Here is a 15450-nt window from a genome sequence, read left to right as displayed (position 1 = left end):
TTCATAGACCAAGTATTTTGTTAAAGGAGATTTGTTTGTGGTAGAAGATGTGCAGACAGATTTGAAAGTATTGTTCTGGAATATAAAAGGATCCGATGAAGGTGACGAGACATCCAGTAAAAGACTCGACAATATCGTAGAAGCACTAAAAGGTATGCATCAAGCGAATCAGTTTGATATTTTAGTGCTTGCAGAATGCAATGGTTCATTTATGCGAAACCGAATTGAAATCGAACTCAACATGTCGCAATCTACTAAAACGAAAAGAACAGCCTTACTAAAGCGACCCAGTAAAATAGCGATATTCTCCAATTTGCCTCACGATGTACTTGATCCTTCGGAAGAGATTGTGATGCCAAGACACAGCTACATTCCTTTGTCGATAAATGGAAAACGAATACTGCTAGTAGGCGTTCATTTGAGGTCTCAATATGCTACGCCGCAACGAGTGATTAGAGAAGATGCCGATAAAATTAGACACCAAATTTTTGCTTATGTTCATGAATTAAATGAAAAAAGCGAGGTTGAAGGAAGACCCCTGATTGATGGTGTAGCGGTAGCAGGTGATTTCAACATGGATCCGCATGATCCGGGGCTCGTAGAAACTTATTCATTCGATGCGACTATGAGCCCTATGAATTTAATGAGTCTAAACGTTAACGGCAGAAGAGTCGAACGCTTTTTTAACCCCAGTTGGACCTTACACGGAAATATAACGAAAAAGGTATTGGGAACATTTTATATGGCGAGCGGTGCTAATAACCCTATTTATTTTCATATGTTGGATCAGGTCATTTTCACAAGGGGCGTCATCGATCCTTTTGAGTTTGACTACGAATTTTTTGAAATTATCTCATCCTACGATTATAATGATGTAAATAATAGTTTAATTGATAGATATGGACGACCTCTAAGCAGAAACTACTCCGACCATCTGCCAATTAAGTTTAGTCTCACTCCGAAAAGAGAGGAGCAGAGCGAATGAGCGAAATGAATAAAAAAAATGAAAAATTCATTCCAAAATTAATTAAAGATGAAAAGTCGATTACTTCTGATTCTTTAGTGCGTCATCTGTTAATTTCAGTAATTCGTTTGAAATCCAAGCTTAACGGTTCACATATAGAAATTAAGCGAATTACCGGTGCACCAGATGAACAGACACGTATAATGAACTTGGTCGAGCCGGATGGAGTAGAAACCTTCCTTGCGGAAATTAACTTTAGCGATTCAGATCAGTTGTATCCTATTGTGTTTGATGATTCTGATCATTGTGAAGAATACTACGATTGGGAAGAGTTTGTAGCTGAATTCGAAAAATGGTTGAATGAATTTGTAGCTAGTCAAACATCTGATCATCATCTTGAAGAGCGCGCATGAGAAGACTCTTCTGATATAGCCTAAATTCTGTCGTTCCTAAAGGAGCGACTTTTTCATATTTAGTTTCGCCGCCGATACTCCCCCGGAGTCACCCCAACCCTTTCCCTGAACGCCTTAATAAAATAACTCAACGACCGAAACCCGCATTCCAGGCTCACCTCCTGCACGCTCTGCGTCGTCAGATGCAGGAGGCGTTGAGCCATTTTCACCCGGTATTGCAGCAGATACTCGATCGGCGATACGCTCGTATACGCCTGAAAGCATCGCGCCGCCTCGCTTTTGCTGATATTCGCCGATAGTGTAAGATCCTGAAGCGTCACCTCGTCCCGATAGTTCTCCCGAATATACGCAATCATCTGCTGAAGCCGCACCTGCGCTTGCAAAGCCTTTTTATCCTGCGCGAATCGCGGCACTTCCTCTATCCGAGCGAATAAACTCTGCCACACTTCGCTAAGCCCCCGCTGCACCTGCATTTCATACCCTTGACCGTTCAACTCATGGCTTCCGAAATCCAGATAAGGAAAAGCTTCATACGCACTCTTCGGCCCATACTCCTGCAATAACGCAAACACCGTATCCAGACGCTCCAATATCTCTTTTTGCCAAAAAATTTCCGGGCTTAGCACCACATAAGGCAGATCCGGTGCATCCAGCAGCGGCGTCACGTATTTCTCGTAGATCACGCTGGAATGCGGGGCGATCATCTCGGCGGAAAAAACGATGTTCGGACACGGACATTCCCGCGTCTCGCCGATCTGTTGAAAACGATGAAGCGTGTTGCTACTGATCCAGATGCCTTCGCCGGGATTGAGCAGCACCAGATGATGGCCGACCTGCACCTGAACGCTCGCACCGCGTATCACGAAAAATTCCGGTTCGAAGTGCCAATGAAGCGGAACCTGGCGTTGTTGAAAAAGATGCAGCTCGTCCACGTAAAATTGAATCGGAAAATCCGGCGTTCCGTGCTGGGTGCCTTCGTAAAGCGTGGCGTCGAGAGGCATAGTGTCTGCGCGCATAGCACACTCCTTTTTGGGAAGATCGTGATAGATACTGGGAACAAAATGAATTGAGACTTTATCGACGGATGCTTATAATCTGTTGTTGGATGACTTTATCCGGCTCTATGTTCCATCTTCTTCATCCTACCAAAAAAGCGCCCAAAACAGGAGGTTTCCATGAATATCGAGAAGATCAAAGCCATCACCAATACGGGAAAAATGTACGATGACGCGGCTCCCGACGTCGCAGCGGCCAGAGATCATGCGTTAGCGGAGTGCCGGAGATATAATGCTAAAGTCAACGCCAACGAAGGCTATGACATGTCGATTTTAAAAACGTTATTTCATGAAGTCGGCGAGAACGTCTATATCGAATCGAATTTCCGGTGCGAGTTCGGTTTCAATATTTCGATCGGCAGCGAAGTGTACATCAACCATGATATGATTATTCTGGATTGCAACGAAGTGAAGATCGGAAACGACGTTTACATAGGACCGCGTGCGGGATTGTATGCGGCCAATCATGCGGAAGATCCGTTCGAACGGGCAGACAAAGGCGTATATGCCAAACCGATTATTTTGCAGGACCGGGTATGGCTGGGCGGCGACGTGAAAATTACGCAGGGCGTCACGATCGGCGAGAATAGCATCATCGGAGCAGGCAGCGTCGTGACCAAAGACATTCCGCCCAACGTTATAGCAGCCGGGAATCCGTGCAAAGTCATTCGGCCGATCCGTTTTTCGGATATACAGTGGAAAAGACAACAATAGGAGGAGAGCGAACATGAAGAAAAGCGATTTCGAACAATTCCATTGGTTGAACGAAAGCCAAGCTACATTCGAAAACGACAAGCTGACGATCTATGCGCCGGAGAAAAGCGACTTTTTTTGCAATAACGGGGCAATCTCAAGCGAAGGCATCACACCGGATTCTCTCACGAACGCGCCTTTTTATTACACGGAAGTTACCGGGGATTTCGTGATGCGCGTCAAAGTGCAAGTGGACTTCCGGGACGTCTACGACGCAGCCTGCTTAATGGTCATGGATAGCCTGGACGTATGGGGCAAGTTTTGCTTTGAGTTTACCGACTTTGATACGCATGCGGTGGTGAGCGTCGTGACCAACCAGACTTCGGACGATGCCAACGGCAGCAATATCGACGGCAATTCGGTCTGGCTGCAAGCGGCTCGGGTAGGCCAATCGTTTGCATTCCATTACTCGCTCGACGGCAAACAGTTCTTTATGGTTCGTTTTTTCAACCTGCCTGTCGGCGAGACGGTTAAGGCAGGACTGGTAGCTCAAGCTCCTACAGGTAAAGGCGGGGATCGCGTCTACTCGGAATTTTCATTGGAACAGCGGACGGTTCGAAATATTCGCAACGGCGAGTAGAAGCTTTTATTCACTTTGGCCGAACCGCACACCGCAGTACATCAATGGTATGAAAAAGGGCTACTCGACATCGGGAAGCTCTTTTTGCTGTGTTTTGACGTCATATCCACTCCCCTACGTTGATCCCTTGTTTCCCCCATAATTTTGGGATAGCCTGGCTTTTTGGGGAATGGTATGATTGCGGATATTGTTAGAGTCGAAGCAGGAGGAATACAGACATGTCACGCGATACAAGTATTGGAAAAGAAAAGCTTCAACCCTATGTGGACTCGCCCGAGAAGCAGCGGCGTCTATACCGCAAAACGATGAATATCGTGATCGCCTCGCAAATGTTCGGCGGAGCGGGGCTGGCTGCGGGGATTACGGTAGGGGCGCTGTTGGCTCAAGAGATGTTTGGTACGGACAGCTACGCTGGAGTGCCGACTGCGCTATTCACGCTAGGCTCGGCGGCTGCCGCATGGATCGTCGGCCGGTTATCCCAGCGCTCCGGACGCCGGGTAGGACTGGCCGCAGGCTTTTTGGCAGGCGGAGTCGGAGCGATCGGGGTCGTGCTGGCGGCAATTTGGAGCAGCATTCCACTGTTATTTATTTCGCTGTTGATCTACGGAGCGGGTTCGGCAACCAACTTGCAGGCCCGGTATGCGGGGACGGATCTGGCTCTGCCGACGCAGCGCGCCAAATCGATTAGCATGGCGATGGTGTTCACCACGTTCGGAGCGGTTGCGGGACCGAATCTTGTGAATGTAACGGGAGACGTCGCGACTTCGCTAGGCGCTCCAGCCTTATCCGGCCCGTTTATGCTGGCAGCGGCGGCGTATCTGCTGGCAGGGTTTGTTTTGCTCATTTTCCTGAAGCCTGACCCGCTGCTGGTTGCCCAAGCGATTGCTTCCGCGAAGCGTGCCAAAGACAATATCGGCAGAACTGCATCTCTGAACCCTTCATCAGCAACGCAGTCGGACAGGGACAAGCGCGGAATCATCGTTGGCGCTTCGGTTATGGTGTTGACCCAGATCGTGATGATCGCGATCATGACCATGACTCCCGTGCATATGAAGCATCACGGGCATGGGCTGGGTGCGGTAGGCATGGTCATCGGTATTCACGTGGCCGCGATGTACCTGCCTTCGTTATTGACCGGGGTACTCGTCGATAAATACGGTCGGAAGCGGATGTCCTATGCGTCCGGCGTGACGTTGCTGCTGGCCGGACTCTTTGCCGCTTTTGCGCCGGGCGATTCCATGACGCTGCTGATTCTTGCGCTGGCGCTGCTTGGCCTGGGCTGGAACTTTGGTCTGATCAGCGGGACGGCGGCGATCGTAGATGCCACGACACCGGAGAACCGCGCGAAAACGCAGGGAACGGTGGATGTGTTGATTGCTCTTGCGGGAGCTTCGGGCGGTGCGTTATCCGGTATGGTGGTGGCGCATTACAGTTATTCGGTACTTTCGCTAGGCGGGGCGGTATTGGCTTTGTTGTTGATTCCGGTGGTGTTGTGGTCGCGGAAGACGGTATAAAAGAATAGGTTGAAAATCGAGTAATACATCTATTTATGCTTATCAAATTAGTGAAGATAGGTTATAATCTTGAGAATCCGCATCTCACTGGCGAAAAAGTACTCTATGAATGATAAGAAATGAGGATTGGGTAGTGGTAAAAGCTTGGGGAACGTACGTAGATTTTAAAGAAGATTCAGTAACGGATGCTTTGAATTTCAACGCTTGTCAGATCAACACCAAAGTAATGAAAACATCCATTCTGGGGGACAAATGCGAGTATATCGTGTTTTCCTTGCAAGGCGGAGTCGTGTTATACAGAAGCGAACATGTTGAAGACGTCGAAGGCTGGATCAAAGAAAAGTTTGATGAAGTTTTTAGGCCAAAGGTTCCAGTCCTTACATAGGTTAAACGGGTGCATAGCTGCGAGGTGTATAAACAGAAAATCTTTCAAAACGAGGTGAACACCCAATGATAACTTTACGAAACGTTCACCCGACAGACCTGGACCAACTTATAATCATCGAAAACGAAGGTTTCACGGAAGAAGAAGCCGCTACTCGCGAAGCCTTTATCGAGCGTATCCTATTCATACCGGACACGTTCATCGTAGCCGAGCAAAATGGCAAAGTTCTCGGCTACGTCAACGGTCCGATCATCCGTCAAGCCTACATCACGGACGACTTGTTCACCGAGATCCAACCCAACCCCGCTCGCGTAGGTTATCAGAGTATTCTGGGCTTGGCCGTATCCGATCAAGCGAGAGGTCGAGGCGTCGCGAAGCTATTGATGGATAAGCTCGACGAGCTGGCAGCCGCAAATGATCGGGAAGGCGTCACATTGACCTGCAAAAAGGAACTGATTCCTTTTTACGAAAAGCTCGGCTTTGTGAACGAAGGCGTATCGGCGTCGGAGCATGGCGGCATACGCTGGTACAATTTAGTGAAAAGACGGTAGAGCCATCCCGGTCGAAAAACACAAAAGCAAACAAGCCGAGAGAACCTGATGCTCGGCTTCTTTTCATGCCCCAAAATCCGCTTCCTTAACTCCTTGATCGACTCCGTCATCTACATTATGCCCGCATCGTTCTCTCCGCAATCGCCAAAATCAGCCGAACTTCCTCCTCCGGCGATCGTTCGCAATCCGAGAGAATCCACTCTTTCAGCAACCTCACCGTGCCGTACTGCACATACGAAGCGATAGCCTTTTTCTCCGCTACGTCCAAATGTTCAGGCAGATGCTTGATCACCATATCGTCAAACTGCGGCAGCGAGATCGAAATATTGGAGATCAGGTCATAATTGCCGAGATCCAGCACAAGCTTGGTGAACTGTAGATTGTTTTGGATATAATGCAAAATTCCGGTCAGACACTCGTCGATGCTTTTGCCAGCGGCGAGGTCGGAGATCACGGTAAGCGAAGTGTTTTGGATATACGTCTCGGCAATCTCGTTTAACACGTCATACTGACTTCCGTAATGATTGTAAAAGGTCGTCCGATTGATTCCGGCAACCTGGCAAAGTTCGCGGATCGATATTTTGTTGATATTTTGGGTCTGCAACAACTTCAGCAAAGCTTCGCTAATCAACCGTTTGGTTAACATCACCCGCTGATTTATCTTGTTTTTTTCAGCCATAAAGCCTCCGTAAATTCGACATTTCCATCGCATCTGTCGGTTGTAAAATAGACAGTTGTTGATATCATTTTAAGGGATAAAGGAATGAAGTCAATGAAACGGAGATGTGAACGTGAGAAGAAAAAGCAAGAAAATCTTAACCGTAGCCGGCGTATGCGTAGGCCTTGCGGTGATTCTGGTTGGCGGGTATCAGATCAAGGAGAACTTTCGAATCAACAAAATCATCGAGTCGCATAACGTCGATCCGGGCGCGTTGCCCACGTACGCCGCCGCCAAAGGTCTTGATCGGAACAAACCCGCTATCACAACCGCCGTGCAGCAGATCATGATCGGAACGTTAAGCAACAATTACGACCATGCGCTGCAAACGCTGCTCAATATCAAAAGCTCCGGTTACGATGCGATCGAGCTGAATGATTTTATGATCCAAAAGTCGTCGATCCTTGTGAAAGTCATGACAAAATTCTCCGGTATGCCGATCGGCAACGGAGGTACGCTGGATTGGCCGAAGCTGATTGAAGAAAGCGGACTGCAAGTCATCAGTTTACATAGCAATCTGGGAAGCATCGAACAAGACCCGACAGCCGTCGCCGATCAAGCCCAAAAATTCGGGACGGATACGGTGGTCATTACAGGTATGTACCAATTCGATTACGGCAACCTGGATAACGTCGCACAACTGGCTCAACGACTGAATCAGGCGGGCAAAGCGCTGTCGGAAAAGGGCATTCGTCTGCTGTATCACAATCATAATGTCGAGCTGCAAAAGGTAACGCCGGAACAAACCGCTTACGATATCATTGTCGACGAAACCGATCCCGCTTATGTGAATTTTGAATTCGACAGCTATTGGATGGCCGACGGAGGCGCGAACGTAACGGCTCTGATGGAAAAGTTGGGAAGTCGTATGAAGCTGTGGCATATCACGGATCGCGGTCATACGAAGCCGGGTCCTTACATGACGCCGATTCTGAAGCAAAAAGTGACGGAGCTGGGAAACGGGAATATGGATCTGGACACGCTCTCGGCGATCGCGATCCGTAACGGAGTCGAAGGCGTCATTTTGGAAACGAATCAAAATTGGGTGGATCGCGATCCGATCAAGAGTATCCAGGTTAGCGCGGCTTATATGAACGAGACTTTCGGAGAGTAAACGAAACGCAGAGAGGGAAGGTGCCAGATGACGTCCAATAATGCACACGAAAAGCGTCCTGTTGCGGTATTAACGGCTTCTTATTCCGGAATCGGAACGGAGCTGAGCAAAAGGCTTGCCGCCGAAGGCTACGACTTGATCGTTGTTAATCGCAGTTCCGAACGAACGGCTTTGCAACTGAAGGAGCTTCGGGTTTTTGCGCCGCAGAGTACGATTCACCCCGTTTATACGGATTTGTCGGATCATACGCAACTTCGGGAAGCTGCCGAGCAGATTACGGACCAGCACGGCCACATCGATCTTCTGATCCACAATGCGGGAGTTGCCAACGAACGTCTTCAGCGATCCGTTCAAGGCAATGATTTGCATTTCGAGGTGAATACGTTCGCGCCTTATTTGCTAACCGAGCTGCTTCGACCGCAATTGGCGGCAGCCGAACATTCCACCGTGATTGCCGTCGGTTCGAGTGCGATGCGTATGGCACGCGGCCTTAATCCTCGACAACTCCGTTTACCGGAAAAGTTTCAACGATTCAAGCCGTATGCGCATACGAAGCTTGCGATTGCAGCGGCTTTTCAGGCTATGGCCGACGATTATGCCAAAGACGGCATCTCGCTGCGAATTGCCGATCCCGGCCCTACCCGAACCGCGATGTCGTTAAGCGGAGCCATGCCCTGGTGGTTCCCGCTGATCCGTTGGTACTTCGTGACCGCTTTGCAAGGCTCGGAGCGGATCTATCAGGCTATCTCGGCAATAGCAGATGCGGGAAAAGATGCGTTGTACTTCGAATTCGGCCGACCCGCCAATCTTCCGAAAACGGCGAAAGATACAGCGGTGTCGAGCGAGTTGTTGGCGATGCTTCGGGAGATATCCCGGAAGGAGATTAACAAGGGTTAGCGTTTTACAAGAAGGCCGGGCGCGAAAAATAACTTGCAATCCCAAACCATCCGTACTATATTGTTGATAAATCAACTGTTGATACATCAACAATAAAAGGAGAATGGATCATGACGCAAACGGCTTTGGTGACAGGCGCGAATAAAGGCATCGGTTTTGAAACGGCGAAGCATTTGCTGCAAGCGGGCTATCGGGTGCTCGTAGGGGCGCGAGATCAAGTCCGGGGAGAAGCGGCTGTTAATGAATTGCAAGCTTTCGGTGACGCGCAGTTGCTTTTGTTGGACGTGGCTGATTTGAGCAGCATCGAGCAGGCCGTTCAGACGATTAACGCGCAGTACCCGGATTTGTCGCTGCTGGTCAACAATGCGGGGATTCCCGGCGACATGCACAAAGTCGGTTGGGAATTCGACGTGGAAGAACTGCAAGCGACACACCAGGTCAACTTTATCGGACCTTTTGCTTTGTCGAAAGGACTGCTTCCGCTGCTGATCGCGAACCGCGGCATCATTCAAAATATCAGCATTCCGATCGAGCCGTTGGACTTTTTCAACCCGTTCGCTTATACGACATCCAAAGCGCCTTTGAACGTGATGACGAAGTCATGGGGAAGAGCTTTTGAAAAGGCACAGATTCCGGTACGGATCTTTGCCGTGATGCCTGGAGGGGTGACCACGGATCTGAACGGAAACATGACCGGCGATTTTATGAAGACTCCGGCTCAAGCAGGGAAACTGATTACCGAATTCGTGTTGGACGGCGAGAATCGTAACGGACAGGTCATTAACTACGACGGGACGCCTTCGGTTTACTGATGTCGGTCCCGTGCAGCCCTTTCCTTAATGGAGAGGGCTTTTACACGGTTTTGCGCGATATTTTGCGTTATAATAAAGTATCGCGTAAATAAAACCGAGAAAGATGTGATCGTTTTGAGCCAAGATGGGTCGCACGAATCCGCTTTGCTGTACGAAATCTACCGCGTCAACAATGCGATCAATACAACCTTCGACGCTTATATCAGCATCAGCCAGTCTCGTTTTGAGATTCTGGCTTTGATCCACAACGAGAGCGAGATTAGCCAAAGCGATCTGCAACGCAAAGTCACGCTCGATAAAGCGGCTGTCGCCCGGCATCTGAAGCAGTTGGAAGAGAATCAGATCGTGATCCGGCGCAAAAAAGACGGAGACAACCGTTCGGTGTTCGTCCGACTGACGGAAGCGGGCAAGGCGATGATCGAACAGTCGCAAAAAGAAAAAATGGATTTCGCGAAAGAACTGCTGGCGAATATCGGCGCAGCGGAACTGGAAAATTTACGAACCACGCTGGCACAGTTGAACAAAAACGTGGAGCGTTTGAAGCGGCAAAGTTGAACGGAGCAGAGATTCCCATTTGAACGAAAAAGAGTCTGAAGGCAGCGTCACGCTTGCCGATCAGACTCTTTTTCGTTCAGTAAGCGCAAGGGTTCGGATCAGCCGTCGGCGGATTAAGGCTTGCTATGCAACGTAATCCCATATCCGTCCGGATCGGCAAACGTAAACGTGCGCCCGAACGGTCCGTCGATCGGAGCCGAGGTAATCGTTACGCCTGACGCAGCAAGATTGTCGTGAATGTCTTGCGCATCCGGCGCATACAGCCACAAGGCAACGCCCAGCCCCGGTTGTGCAATCGAGTGCAGCTCAACACCCGGCATCAGGTCACGAAGTGCAAAAGCAATCGGTTTGGTGTCAAAAACGACTGCATGAGGCGGTCCTGCCGGCGATCGAACAAGGCCGAGGTGCTGCTGATAAAATTGCGCGGAACGTTCCAAATCGGTTACCTGAAGCGAAATAAAGTCGGGTCCAATAACGGGCATAATAGTCTCCTTTGTATACCTTATGAATTTGAATCGCGGTTATGTCTTCACTATAAAGCTCCACTGTTGACAGCGGTATGTCAGTAGTCGAAAAGAAAAACGGATTCCGGTATGACAAATGCAAAGTATCCGCTGGCTTACCTGACTGCAAAAAACGCGAAAGATGTACACCAAAGCCGAAATTAGTTAAAATACAATATAAACACAAATGAAGAACGCACAGGATCAGGGAGGACATCATATGGTAAACCCAAGTTTGGAACGAATCAACGAGCTGTCCAAAAAACAAAAAGAAGTCGGGCTGACCGAGGCGGAAAAAGAAGAACAAGCTTTGCTTCGGAAAGAATATCTGCGCACGTTCCGCGGCTCGGTTAACGATCTTTTGCTCAATTCGACCGTCATCGATCCGCTGGGAGACGACGTGACGCCCGAGAAATTAAGAGCGAAGCAGAACGAGATCGCGAAAAAAAGAAACAACTAAGCTAAAGCGTCTCAACTTCATACGATAGACACAGGAAAGGACTGCCCAGTTCTTTCCTGTTTGGCATACCCGTCAATGATACTAGTTCATTTTGTGCTAGTTATGATTCTCCTAATCCTAACGGGCCTGAAACCCTCTACGATACAATAAGATCAGCAAGCGAAACGCAAAACGATCACGACGAAAGAGGGAATGAATATGACTTATACGTTTAAACATATGCAAAAACCCGACCACCTGCGCAATCATCTGAAGCTTGGAGGCACGAATCCGTCAGGCGAGAAGATCGACGTAACCAGCCTATATATCGAACGGGGCGGCAAACCGCATATTCCGGTCATGGGCGAATTCCATTATTCCAGATGCAACCGCGACGATTGGCACGATGAGCTGTGTAAAATGAAAGCAGGCGGGATCACGCTCGTTTCCACCTATGTATTTTGGATTTATCACGAAGAGATTGAAGGCGTATTCAATTTTTCCGGCGATAACGATTTGCGCGCTTTTGTCCTGGAATGCGAAAAGGTCGGACTGGACGTCGTGATCCGGATCGGTCCGTGGGCGCATGGCGAGTGCCGTAACGGCGGATTCCCGGATTGGCTGCTCAACAAACCTTTTAAACTCCGCGAAAATGATCCGCAATATCTGGAGCAAGTCCGTATCCTATACAAAAAAATTTTCGAACAGGTGCAAGGACTCTTTTTCAAAGACGGAGGCAACATTATCGCGGTTCAGCTGGAAAACGAGTTGACGGATCAAGCCGAGCACCTACTCAAGTTAAAAGAAATCGCCATCGACTGCGGGATCATGGCTCCGATCTATACCGTGACCGGATGGAATGCCGTGGAAGGCGCTCAGATCCCCGCGGACGAGGTGCTTCCCGTGTTCGGCGGGTATTGCGAAGCGCCGTGGGAAGAACATTTGAACCCGCTGCCGCCGTCTCCGCATTACTTTTTTACGGGGATGAGAAACGATACGGGGATCGGGGCAGACTTGCTTCCTCAAGCGATCGAAACGGATTCCAAATGGCGGTTGCCGTATGAACGGTATCCGTTTGCGACGTGCGAGTTGGGCAGCGGGATTCAAGTGACGCATCATCGCCGACCGTGGATCAAACCTATGGATATTTACAGCATCTCGCTCGTGAAGATCGGGGATGGCAACAATCTGATCGGCTACTATATGTATCACGGGGGCACGAATCAGATCGGCAAGTTGTCGACGTTCCAGGAATCGAAAGCCACCGGCTATCCGAACGATTATCCGATTTTGTCGTATGATTTTCAGTGTGCGTTGTCGGAATATGGGGAAGTGCGGGAACAGTATCGGCTTTTGAACCTTTTGCATTTGTTTGTTCAGGATTTTCAGGAAACGCTTGCGCCTATGGTTCGGGTCGAAGCTGCGCATACTGTTGCCAGGGAGGATACGACTTCTCTACGGTATGCAATGCGCACGGACGGGGAGAGCGGATTCGTGTTTGTGAACCACTATCAACGGCTGACCGGGCTTGCGGATGTGCGGGATGTAGCGATTGATACGGGGCGTGTCATTTTTCCGAAAATAGATGTATGCGGGGAAACGAGCTTCTTTATGCCGTTTCGTATGGAACTATCAAGTGTTGTGCTGGATTATGCGACGGCTCAGCCTTTGTGTAAGGAAGGGGATACGTATTTCTTTGTACAAATTCCTGGGATTGCGCCGGAGTATGTATTCAGCAACGGGCAAAAAGTTACGGCTGAAGCAGGGTTAGAGTCGGCTGTTCGGGTTGATGAGACGACGATCGTGACGCTGACTTGGGATCAAGCCCGGTATTTGCGCAGGTTGGATGGAGAGCTGGTTGTAGGAGATGGATGCGACCTGTATAAAGTGGATAGCGAAATTCGTGCTGTGGCAGGCGGTGACGTTCGTTATTGGCTTTGGAACGGGAAGTCGTTTCATTCGAAATCTTTTCAACAACCGTATGTAGCGGCTTTCGCGATGTATGAAGATGTAGTGGAACTTCCTTTTGAACCGAAGCATACCGAAGAATTGCATATCGGCGGCGAGCGCAACGTCCAGTGGCAAAAAGTTTCCGTTACGGGCGCGCAAGGTTTCATCGACATTGAGTATTACGGCGATGCGGCGCAGATTTATGCAGACGGGGAGCTTGTGGCGGATAGTTATTTTTACGGAGAGGCGTGGAGAGTTCCGGCAAAGCTGCTGGAAGGCAAAGAATGCTACCTGGCCGTGTCTGAAATGAAAAACGATTTTTATAAAGAGTTTGAAAGCAAACAAGATTAAGCCGGTTATCGGATCGGAAATTCATGTATACTCGAAGACCAAAGGGATCTGGTCTTATTTAAGGATGCGAAGAAGGAGAGCGAAGCCGAACATGTTAGCATTCAAGCTTTTTCATCAAAAAGGAAAGATCGAATTGCCGTTGTCTTTATATAGTTGCGGGTTGCATGACCAACATGAGATCCATCGTCCGATCGGTTATCCGACCTTTCAATGTATGATTTGCTTTGACGGCGTAGGAACTTTTCGTTTTGAAAATGGCGTTTCGGTTATGATGCAAAAAGGAGACATTTTGTTCATTCCGGGCAAACAAGCTCATCATTATGCTCCGGCGGCGGAACGTTGGACATTAGGATATACGGGGATTGAAGGGAGTTTGGTTGAGCCTTTGATTCATACATTGAAGCTTCCGGTCATGAGAACGTTCTCAATCGGTGAAGAAAATTTGGATCAGGTCGAAGCGGCTTTAACACGATTATGGAATGGAAACGAGCTGCACGAGCGGGACGCTGATCATCATGCTTCTAGTGAGATGTATGGTTTGTTAACCTCGATTGCCGCAATGATTCAAACCGAAAGCAAACCATCCGGCGATCGCTATCTTACAGGAGTCAACGAGTTAATGCGTAAAGCTGTGTACTATATGGAGCAGCATTATATGGAGGATTTAAGTATTGCGAATATCGCCGATACCGTCGGATATTCCAAGCAACATTTTCAGCGCAAGTTTAAAGAAACCCATAGCGTGAATCCAAGCGAGTATCTGCAACGGTTGCGATTACTCAAAGGCGCTCAGTTGCTAGCCGAACAATCCGAACTTTCCGTAGGCGAGATCGCGACGCGAGTTGGGATGGAGTTTAATTATTTCGTGCGCTTGTTTAAACGGGAGCACGGAATTACGCCGGCGCAGTATCGATTGACTAGAGCATACGAATGATTGATAAGCCGTTGTGTTTATTTATCCATGCGAAATGAAGTAATCTCCGAGGGATAAACAATTTAAAAGTCATATTAATCTATGTTTTGCGAAAAAATAAAACGGATATAAAGATACAAAGATAGTTAAGGCGATTAACTTTGCTTATATACATATGTACAAAATACGGATTTTGTGAAGAAATGTATAAGGAAATTGATATATAGCCTAATCTAACTGCGTGATTAGTCAATTTAGCTTGTTCAGCTTGATTGATTTTGAAATGAATTTATGTGCGTGGTTTTATGATAAAGTTTGCGAACTCATTTGTATGGACTTGCACGGCATCCGTCTTTGGATTTGTTTATCGTTGAATCATTTAAACTTTACATGCTTGGCCTGATCCATGGATTTATAAATGTCATCTTTAAACCCACGAATCTAATTCGACTCTAATTATTTGTAAAATTTACCATTTAAAAAAGCAACGGCTACAGATTCTTTTTCTGCGCCGTCGCTTTCTATTACATAAACTTACGTTCCTTCTAATTCCTACGCCAAACGCCGCCCATGCCTACCCGAAATCCGCAACCTGCATAGAACTTCGCATTTTTCTCCTCAAACGTCAGCGTCACGATCTCCAACCCATACGCTTGCGCTTCTTCCAACAGCCTAACCACCAACCTCTTCCCAATCCCCTGCCCCTGGTAATCGGGATGCACAATAATGTCTTCCATATAACCATGCTGCAAACCCATTCCGGCCACATAACCGAAGGCTATCAGTTTTCCGTGCTCGTTCTTGACGCCTGCCCAGAAATTGCAACGTTCGAATAATATAGGAAAGTCGCTGTCTCGTCTTCCCCAGCCTATCGCTTCCCGAAGATCAGGAACTTCCTCATTTTGCAAATAGGGATTAATCAAGACTTGGATCATACCCTCATCCTTCCGGTAATTCTCGAATCGAACTTGCATTCCGACTTT

17 protein-coding genes are annotated in these 15450 nt (G+C 48.4%); 13 read left to right on the top strand and 4 right to left on the bottom strand.

Features of this window, described 5'->3' with window-relative positions:
• Nucleotides 1–37 precede the first annotated feature (37 nt).
• Nucleotides 38–985 (top strand): hypothetical protein, encoded by a 948-nt coding sequence (locus WKI47_RS14655; RefSeq protein ID WP_340227890.1) that lies wholly within the window; start codon nucleotides 38–40, stop codon nucleotides 983–985.
• Entirely contained in the window at nucleotides 982–1377 is a 396-nt protein-coding gene (locus WKI47_RS14650; protein WP_340227889.1) for a hypothetical protein, read from the top strand. The genes WKI47_RS14655 and WKI47_RS14650 overlap by 4 nt, the downstream gene beginning before the upstream one ends.
• A gap of 59 nt (nucleotides 1378–1436) precedes the next feature.
• Here WKI47_RS14650 and WKI47_RS14645 read toward each other — a convergent pair whose 3' ends face one another.
• Nucleotides 1437–2393, bottom strand: a complete 957-nt coding sequence (locus WKI47_RS14645) for an AraC family transcriptional regulator (RefSeq protein ID WP_340227888.1) — start codon at nucleotides 2391–2393, stop codon at nucleotides 1437–1439.
• 159 nt (nucleotides 2394–2552) lie between these two features.
• Here WKI47_RS14645 and WKI47_RS14640 point away from each other — a divergent pair, with 159 nt between their 5' ends.
• The 4 genes from WKI47_RS14640 to WKI47_RS14625 all read left to right on the top strand — a co-directional run bounded on the left by WKI47_RS14640 (nucleotide 2553) and on the right by WKI47_RS14625 (nucleotide 6215).
• Nucleotides 2553–3146, top strand: a complete 594-nt coding sequence (locus WKI47_RS14640; protein WP_340227887.1) for a sugar O-acetyltransferase — start codon at nucleotides 2553–2555, stop codon at nucleotides 3144–3146.
• A 13-nt stretch (nucleotides 3147–3159) separates the two neighbouring features.
• Complete coding sequence (locus WKI47_RS14635) at nucleotides 3160–3765, top strand: DUF1349 domain-containing protein (RefSeq protein WP_340227886.1); 606 nt, start codon at nucleotides 3160–3162, stop codon at nucleotides 3763–3765.
• Between the two features lie 218 nt (nucleotides 3766–3983).
• Nucleotides 3984–5279, top strand: a complete 1296-nt coding sequence (locus tag WKI47_RS14630; protein WP_340227885.1) for an MFS transporter — start codon at nucleotides 3984–3986, stop codon at nucleotides 5277–5279.
• A 450-nt stretch (nucleotides 5280–5729) separates the two neighbouring features.
• Complete coding sequence (locus WKI47_RS14625) at nucleotides 5730–6215, top strand: GNAT family N-acetyltransferase (protein ID WP_340227884.1); 486 nt, start codon at nucleotides 5730–5732, stop codon at nucleotides 6213–6215.
• Nucleotides 6216–6330: 115 nt separating this feature from the next.
• On the opposite strand, the gene WKI47_RS14620 is transcribed toward WKI47_RS14625, so the two are convergent.
• Nucleotides 6331–6894, bottom strand: a complete 564-nt coding sequence (locus tag WKI47_RS14620) for a TetR/AcrR family transcriptional regulator (RefSeq protein WP_340227883.1) — start codon at nucleotides 6892–6894, stop codon at nucleotides 6331–6333.
• Between the two features lie 112 nt (nucleotides 6895–7006).
• On the opposite strand from WKI47_RS14620, the gene WKI47_RS14615 reads away from it, so the two are divergent.
• The 4 genes from WKI47_RS14615 (at nucleotide 7007) to WKI47_RS14600 (ending at nucleotide 10311) form a co-directional block, all read left to right on the top strand.
• Nucleotides 7007–8047, top strand: coding sequence for a sugar phosphate isomerase/epimerase family protein (locus tag WKI47_RS14615; RefSeq protein ID WP_340227882.1), 1041 nt, complete (start codon nucleotides 7007–7009; stop codon nucleotides 8045–8047).
• A 27-nt stretch (nucleotides 8048–8074) separates the two neighbouring features.
• Complete coding sequence (locus WKI47_RS14610) at nucleotides 8075–8944, top strand: SDR family NAD(P)-dependent oxidoreductase (RefSeq protein WP_340227881.1); 870 nt, start codon at nucleotides 8075–8077, stop codon at nucleotides 8942–8944.
• A gap of 110 nt (nucleotides 8945–9054) precedes the next feature.
• Nucleotides 9055–9756, top strand: a complete 702-nt coding sequence (locus WKI47_RS14605; protein WP_340227880.1) for an SDR family NAD(P)-dependent oxidoreductase — start codon at nucleotides 9055–9057, stop codon at nucleotides 9754–9756.
• Between the two features lie 114 nt (nucleotides 9757–9870).
• Nucleotides 9871–10311 (top strand): MarR family winged helix-turn-helix transcriptional regulator, encoded by a 441-nt coding sequence (locus WKI47_RS14600; RefSeq protein ID WP_425355465.1) that lies wholly within the window; start codon nucleotides 9871–9873, stop codon nucleotides 10309–10311.
• Nucleotides 10312–10424: 113 nt separating this feature from the next.
• Here the strand turns inward: WKI47_RS14600 and WKI47_RS14595 are convergent, their stop codons facing one another.
• On the bottom strand, nucleotides 10425–10793 hold the full coding sequence (locus WKI47_RS14595) for a VOC family protein (RefSeq protein WP_340227878.1): 369 nt from the start codon (nucleotides 10791–10793) through the stop codon (nucleotides 10425–10427).
• Nucleotides 10794–11034: 241 nt separating this feature from the next.
• Between WKI47_RS14595 and WKI47_RS14590 the strand changes: the two genes are divergently transcribed.
• The 3 genes from WKI47_RS14590 (at nucleotide 11035) to WKI47_RS14580 (ending at nucleotide 14488) form a co-directional block, all read left to right on the top strand.
• Nucleotides 11035–11274, top strand: a complete 240-nt coding sequence (locus WKI47_RS14590) for a DUF896 domain-containing protein (protein WP_340227877.1) — start codon at nucleotides 11035–11037, stop codon at nucleotides 11272–11274.
• A gap of 198 nt (nucleotides 11275–11472) precedes the next feature.
• Nucleotides 11473–13554 (top strand): beta-galactosidase, encoded by a 2082-nt coding sequence (locus WKI47_RS14585; protein ID WP_340227876.1) that lies wholly within the window; start codon nucleotides 11473–11475, stop codon nucleotides 13552–13554.
• Between the two features lie 91 nt (nucleotides 13555–13645).
• Nucleotides 13646–14488 carry an AraC family transcriptional regulator gene (locus WKI47_RS14580; protein WP_340227875.1) on the top strand — a complete coding sequence of 281 codons (843 nt, stop codon included), beginning with the start codon at nucleotides 13646–13648 and terminating at the stop codon, nucleotides 14486–14488.
• A 524-nt stretch (nucleotides 14489–15012) separates the two neighbouring features.
• Here WKI47_RS14580 and WKI47_RS14575 read toward each other — a convergent pair.
• Nucleotides 15013–15402 carry a GNAT family N-acetyltransferase gene (locus WKI47_RS14575; protein WP_340227874.1) on the bottom strand — a complete coding sequence of 130 codons (390 nt, stop codon included), beginning with the start codon at nucleotides 15400–15402 and terminating at the stop codon, nucleotides 15013–15015.
• Between the last annotated feature and the right edge of the window lie 48 nt (nucleotides 15403–15450).

Origin of the sequence: Saccharibacillus sacchari (genome assembly GCF_037722395.1) — a bacterium.
Lineage (GTDB): Bacteria > Bacillota > Bacilli > Paenibacillales > Paenibacillaceae > Saccharibacillus > Saccharibacillus sacchari_A.
The sequence above is the reverse complement of the archived record's forward strand: the minus strand, read 5'-3'. Positions and strand labels throughout refer to the sequence as shown.

What these genes read in the sequence shown, in the direction of transcription:
- WKI47_RS14605 (WP_340227880.1), top strand. Translation starts at nt 9,055, where the DNA reads ATGACGCAAACGGCTTTGGTGACAGGCGCGAATAAAGGCATCGGTTTT.
- WKI47_RS14640 (WP_340227887.1), top strand. Translation starts at nt 2,553, where the DNA reads ATGAATATCGAGAAGATCAAAGCCATCACCAATACGGGAAAAATGTAC.
- WKI47_RS14575 (WP_340227874.1), bottom strand. Translation starts at nt 15,402, where the DNA reads ATGATCCAAGTCTTGATTAATCCCTATTTGCAAAATGAGGAAGTTCCT.
- WKI47_RS14645 (WP_340227888.1), bottom strand. Translation starts at nt 2,393, where the DNA reads ATGCGCGCAGACACTATGCCTCTCGACGCCACGCTTTACGAAGGCACC.
- WKI47_RS14590 (WP_340227877.1), top strand. Translation starts at nt 11,035, where the DNA reads ATGGTAAACCCAAGTTTGGAACGAATCAACGAGCTGTCCAAAAAACAA.
- WKI47_RS14595 (WP_340227878.1), bottom strand. Translation starts at nt 10,793, where the DNA reads ATGCCCGTTATTGGACCCGACTTTATTTCGCTTCAGGTAACCGATTTG.
- WKI47_RS14580 (WP_340227875.1), top strand. Translation starts at nt 13,646, where the DNA reads ATGTTAGCATTCAAGCTTTTTCATCAAAAAGGAAAGATCGAATTGCCG.
- WKI47_RS14650 (WP_340227889.1), top strand. Translation starts at nt 982, where the DNA reads ATGAGCGAAATGAATAAAAAAAATGAAAAATTCATTCCAAAATTAATT.
- WKI47_RS14625 (WP_340227884.1), top strand. Translation starts at nt 5,730, where the DNA reads ATGATAACTTTACGAAACGTTCACCCGACAGACCTGGACCAACTTATA.
- WKI47_RS14620 (WP_340227883.1), bottom strand. Translation starts at nt 6,894, where the DNA reads ATGGCTGAAAAAAACAAGATAAATCAGCGGGTGATGTTAACCAAACGG.
- WKI47_RS14635 (WP_340227886.1), top strand. Translation starts at nt 3,160, where the DNA reads ATGAAGAAAAGCGATTTCGAACAATTCCATTGGTTGAACGAAAGCCAA.
- WKI47_RS14610 (WP_340227881.1), top strand. Translation starts at nt 8,075, where the DNA reads ATGACGTCCAATAATGCACACGAAAAGCGTCCTGTTGCGGTATTAACG.
- WKI47_RS14585 (WP_340227876.1), top strand. Translation starts at nt 11,473, where the DNA reads ATGACTTATACGTTTAAACATATGCAAAAACCCGACCACCTGCGCAAT.
- WKI47_RS14630 (WP_340227885.1), top strand. Translation starts at nt 3,984, where the DNA reads ATGTCACGCGATACAAGTATTGGAAAAGAAAAGCTTCAACCCTATGTG.